Genomic DNA, 3,268 nt, shown 5'->3' with positions numbered 1-3,268 from the left:
GGATACCCCTAAATGGTCAGCGGCCCGAGAGATGGAGTATCAATCATTCACAACAGAACTTACTTATTTTGAATAGGTTCGAGTAACTATAGATAGATTTTTGTTAACTGCAACAAGCCCTCGTAAACTTTAATGGAGCAATCCTGTGCCTTGATGGGGCCTTCAAAAATGGTAAATGTGCCATCGGCAATCTGTGCCTTAAAGGCTTCGACCTGGGCAATAACGGTTTCGGGAATGGCTTTGTTATAAAAGCACGACGATGGCAGTGCTTTTGTTCCGGAGATCAATCAGGGACTGATGGATAAGGTTGGCGGCGCCAACATCAATGCCCCAGGTAGGGCTGGCGCAGATCAGCAGTTTTGGATTCTGTAAAATTCACGGCCAATGATGAACTTCTGCGGGTTACCCCCGGAAAGGCATTTGGCATCCACTGAGTCGCCGTGGGCTTTTACCCGAAAGCTGCTGGTCAACAAACCAAATATGCCCACTGTCTGGTTGAGTCACACCATAGAGGATTTTCATCAAGGTGCTTTTGCCTGCACCCTTTTCGCCCAGCAGCGCATGGATTTCGCCGGGTTGGATGGCAAGGCTTACCTGATCATTGGCAACAACACCCGGATAGACTTTGGTAATTCCTTTACAGCGAATACGATAGCAGCGTCTTCACCTCTGCCGTTATCAAAAACAGCGCCTTTGCTGTCCAGGCGGTGTAACCGGCTGGATTCCGGCTCGTGACTTGCGGGCATGATAATCTCTGATGACTTATATTTATTCTTCTTGATGAATCCATTTATCGCTGGAGTCTGCCTGATACAGTGCTTTTTTGATTTTTTTTGCTAAACAAAACATGCCAAAAATAAACAGCTGTTGAAATGTATGAACCGGAGAGAATGATGAGAAAGTGGCAGTGTATTGTCTGTGGTTTTGTTTATGATGAGTCTGTCGGGTGGCCTGAAGATGGTATACCTGCTGGAACTGCCTGGGAGGATGTTCCGGAAGATTGGCTCTGTCCGGATTGTGGAGCCAGCAAAGCTGACTTTGAGATGATGGAAGTCAATTGATTTATAGAAAAACATGGAATTCTGGAAAAAATCCCGCAAACAGTTGGTCCAGACTATTGCTCTGAGGGCGCCGGTGTTTTAGTCTGTTTTTGCTTGTGATCAATACCCCTGCAGTCAAGAGTTCGTGCTGTCCTTGCTCAGGTAGCGAGAAACCCTTGATTCAAGGGAAGAAACAAGAAAAACAAAACGGAGTGTATTCCCTATGCGTAAACCCGATCTGGTCAATGTCATCGCTGACGAAGCGGATATCAGCAAGGACAAGGCTTCCCTGGCGCTTAATGCCATTCTTGAAGCCATCACCAGTGCCATGAAATCGGCAGACTCTGTCAACCTTGTTGGCTTTGGTACTTTTGAACAGCGCAGCCGTGCAGCCCGTACCGGTAAAAATCCTCAAACCGGTGAAACCATCCAGATTAAGGCCAGTAAGACGGTTGCTTTCAAGCCAGGTAAAGCCCTGAAAGAAGCCGTAAACTGATTAGACAGATCTTCTCAGTTGCAACTGATGGCGTTGGCCAAAGAATGGTAAACCGGATACTGGTTTTACCCTCTTCATAAATACTGTTTGCACAACCTCTCAGAAAGCATTTTTCCATTGTCAGCTTTTGCAAGTTGCTCCATGGGGAAATGTTTTCTTTTTATGGCAGTAATTCTCCTCTATAGAGCTCGGGACTGAAGCAGTGAAGTTCAAATTGTTGTTATGGGCACTGGGTTTCATGATGAAACGTGCCAGTCGAAAGAACCCCTCATTTCAAAAGACGCTCGAAGGCCAGGATCTGACATTTCAGCTCAGCAGTAAGGATGGTGTAGCCCGTCATTATATTGTGAAAGACAAACAGGTTTACCCTGTTGCTGGAACAACGACTGAGCCAACATTTGAACTTTCTTTCTCCAGTGCCGCTAAAGGGTTTGAAATTCTAACGGCGAAAAATGCTCAGGAAGCTTTTATGCGTGGTGTTCAGGAGCAGAATATCGTGGCAACCGGTGATCTCAGTAAAGTGATGTGGTTTCAAACCATGACCAGAGCCATGAAGTAGTGAATTCATTACACGGTTTCAATGTATTCCAAGCTGTACGTCCACCCTGATACTTATCCGGTGCCGTGGCATCCAGCAGCTTTCCGTCATTAAGCAGTTTTTCATTTTGCTCAATGATGCCTGCTTTATTGAAGACGCCCTGATTGACGTGAAGCATTCCCCGTTTGAAGTGCTCCATTAACGGGGCCGAATCCCACCACTCTTTTAGCCGCTCAATGGTGCTTTTTGGATTGGAGGCACCGTGGATGTCATTGATCACGGCCTGTACATCATCGGGGAGGTCTTTCAGGGCGTAACGGGGGGAGTTGTCAGGCTTTTTTTTTGTCCTGCTTCTTGCCCTTGAGTGAAAAGAGCGGCTGCCCATCCTTCAGCACCGAGTCTTTCATCTTGTCGGTAACGATAACCGACCAGAGGGTATCCGGCTTGGTATCGTATGGGTACTGAGAGATCCACTGAAGTTTATATCTACCGGCTCAAGCTTCGCTCCCCACTTTTTGGTGTACTTCTTCATGAAAGGTTTGGAAGCGAACGTGGGCCAGTGCATTTTCTGCCTCTCCCCAGTGGCTATTGGTGTAGGCGTCCTGTTCCCATCGGGCGAAGGAGTGATGTTCGCTGACTGCAGCGGCAATAGCCGAGGCTGCGGAGGCGTGGCCGGTGGTGATAATGGTTCTGTTATGCACCTGTAAGCCGTGGGTATTGAACTGGTTGATGCTCACCGTGCTGGAACCACCGCTGATCCAGCTTCCCCCTGATGGCCGGTATTCCAGTGCCATGGTCACCTGCTGGCCGTTGGTGGCTATGCCGCTCTCGGTTCGGCGCACCTCTTTGTAACGGATATTGCCTTCGGTCTCGCTGTAAATAAATGACTCGATCCGGTCCTGCTTCAAGACCAGGTAATCATTGGTGGCGATACCGCCACTGCCGGTAATCAACATCTGCCCAAACCCATCGCTACCGATACTCAGCTCGATGGAGCCGTGGCGGGCAGGGCAGGGCAGGAAATTTGGGCATGGGTATCCTAAAATTGTGGGTTGTGAATTAAAGGATGCAGGCAATGCAAAACAGCAAAAACAATCTGTATGAAACTGACCGGTATCAGTGGATTGAACAGCAAAAAGAAAAATTCCGTAACGGCCAGTATGACCAACTGGACATTGACAACCTGTTCTGGGA

Annotated in this window: 8 protein-coding genes; 4 read left to right on the top strand and 4 right to left on the bottom strand. The window is 48.1% G+C overall.

Going from position 1 to position 3,268, the window contains the following annotated elements:
• Nucleotides 1-86 precede the first annotated feature (86 nt).
• On the bottom strand, nt 87-287 hold the full coding sequence (locus KDK15_RS20610; protein ID WP_257297279.1) for a hypothetical protein: 201 nt from the start codon (nt 285-287) through the stop codon (nt 87-89).
• A 115-nt stretch (nt 288-402) separates the two neighbouring features.
• On the bottom strand, nt 403-555 hold the full coding sequence (locus tag KDK15_RS21090; RefSeq protein ID WP_306800422.1) for an ATP-binding cassette domain-containing protein: 153 nt from the start codon (nt 553-555) through the stop codon (nt 403-405).
• Between the two features lie 338 nt (nt 556-893).
• Between KDK15_RS21090 and KDK15_RS20600 the strand changes: the two genes are divergently transcribed.
• From KDK15_RS20600 to KDK15_RS20590, 3 genes are all read left to right on the top strand, one after another.
• The gene (locus KDK15_RS20600) at nt 894-1,061 is read left to right on the top strand and encodes a rubredoxin (protein WP_257297280.1); all 168 of its coding nucleotides are present in this window, start codon (nt 894-896) and stop codon (nt 1,059-1,061) included.
• A 202-nt stretch (nt 1,062-1,263) separates the two neighbouring features.
• On the top strand, nt 1,264-1,536 hold the full coding sequence (locus KDK15_RS20595; RefSeq protein WP_163371979.1) for an HU family DNA-binding protein: 273 nt from the start codon (nt 1,264-1,266) through the stop codon (nt 1,534-1,536).
• Between the two features lie 202 nt (nt 1,537-1,738).
• Entirely contained in the window at nt 1,739-2,095 is a 357-nt protein-coding gene (locus KDK15_RS20590; RefSeq protein ID WP_257297278.1) for a helicase, read from the top strand.
• Here KDK15_RS20590 and KDK15_RS20585 read toward each other — a convergent pair.
• Together KDK15_RS20585 and KDK15_RS20580 are read right to left on the bottom strand one after the other, a co-directional pair.
• A complete protein-coding gene (locus KDK15_RS20585; protein WP_257297277.1) occupies nt 2,049-2,459 on the bottom strand; it encodes a hypothetical protein in 411 nt (136 codons plus the stop codon). The two genes, KDK15_RS20590 and KDK15_RS20585, sit on opposite strands and share 47 nt — an antisense overlap.
• 109 nt (nt 2,460-2,568) lie before the next feature.
• On the bottom strand, nt 2,569-3,150 hold the full coding sequence (locus KDK15_RS20580; RefSeq protein ID WP_257297276.1) for a hypothetical protein: 582 nt from the start codon (nt 3,148-3,150) through the stop codon (nt 2,569-2,571).
• On the opposite strand from KDK15_RS20580, the gene KDK15_RS21650 reads away from it, so the two are divergent.
• The coding region (locus KDK15_RS21650) for a DUF29 family protein (protein WP_373691427.1) at nt 3,141-3,268 on the top strand (128 nt) is incomplete at its 3' end. The genes KDK15_RS20580 and KDK15_RS21650 overlap by 10 nt on opposite strands.

This window comes from Endozoicomonas sp. YOMI1 (genome assembly GCF_024606345.1).
Taxonomy (GTDB): domain Bacteria; phylum Pseudomonadota; class Gammaproteobacteria; order Pseudomonadales; family Endozoicomonadaceae; genus Endozoicomonas.
This window is presented reverse-complemented; position numbering and strand designations above follow the sequence as displayed.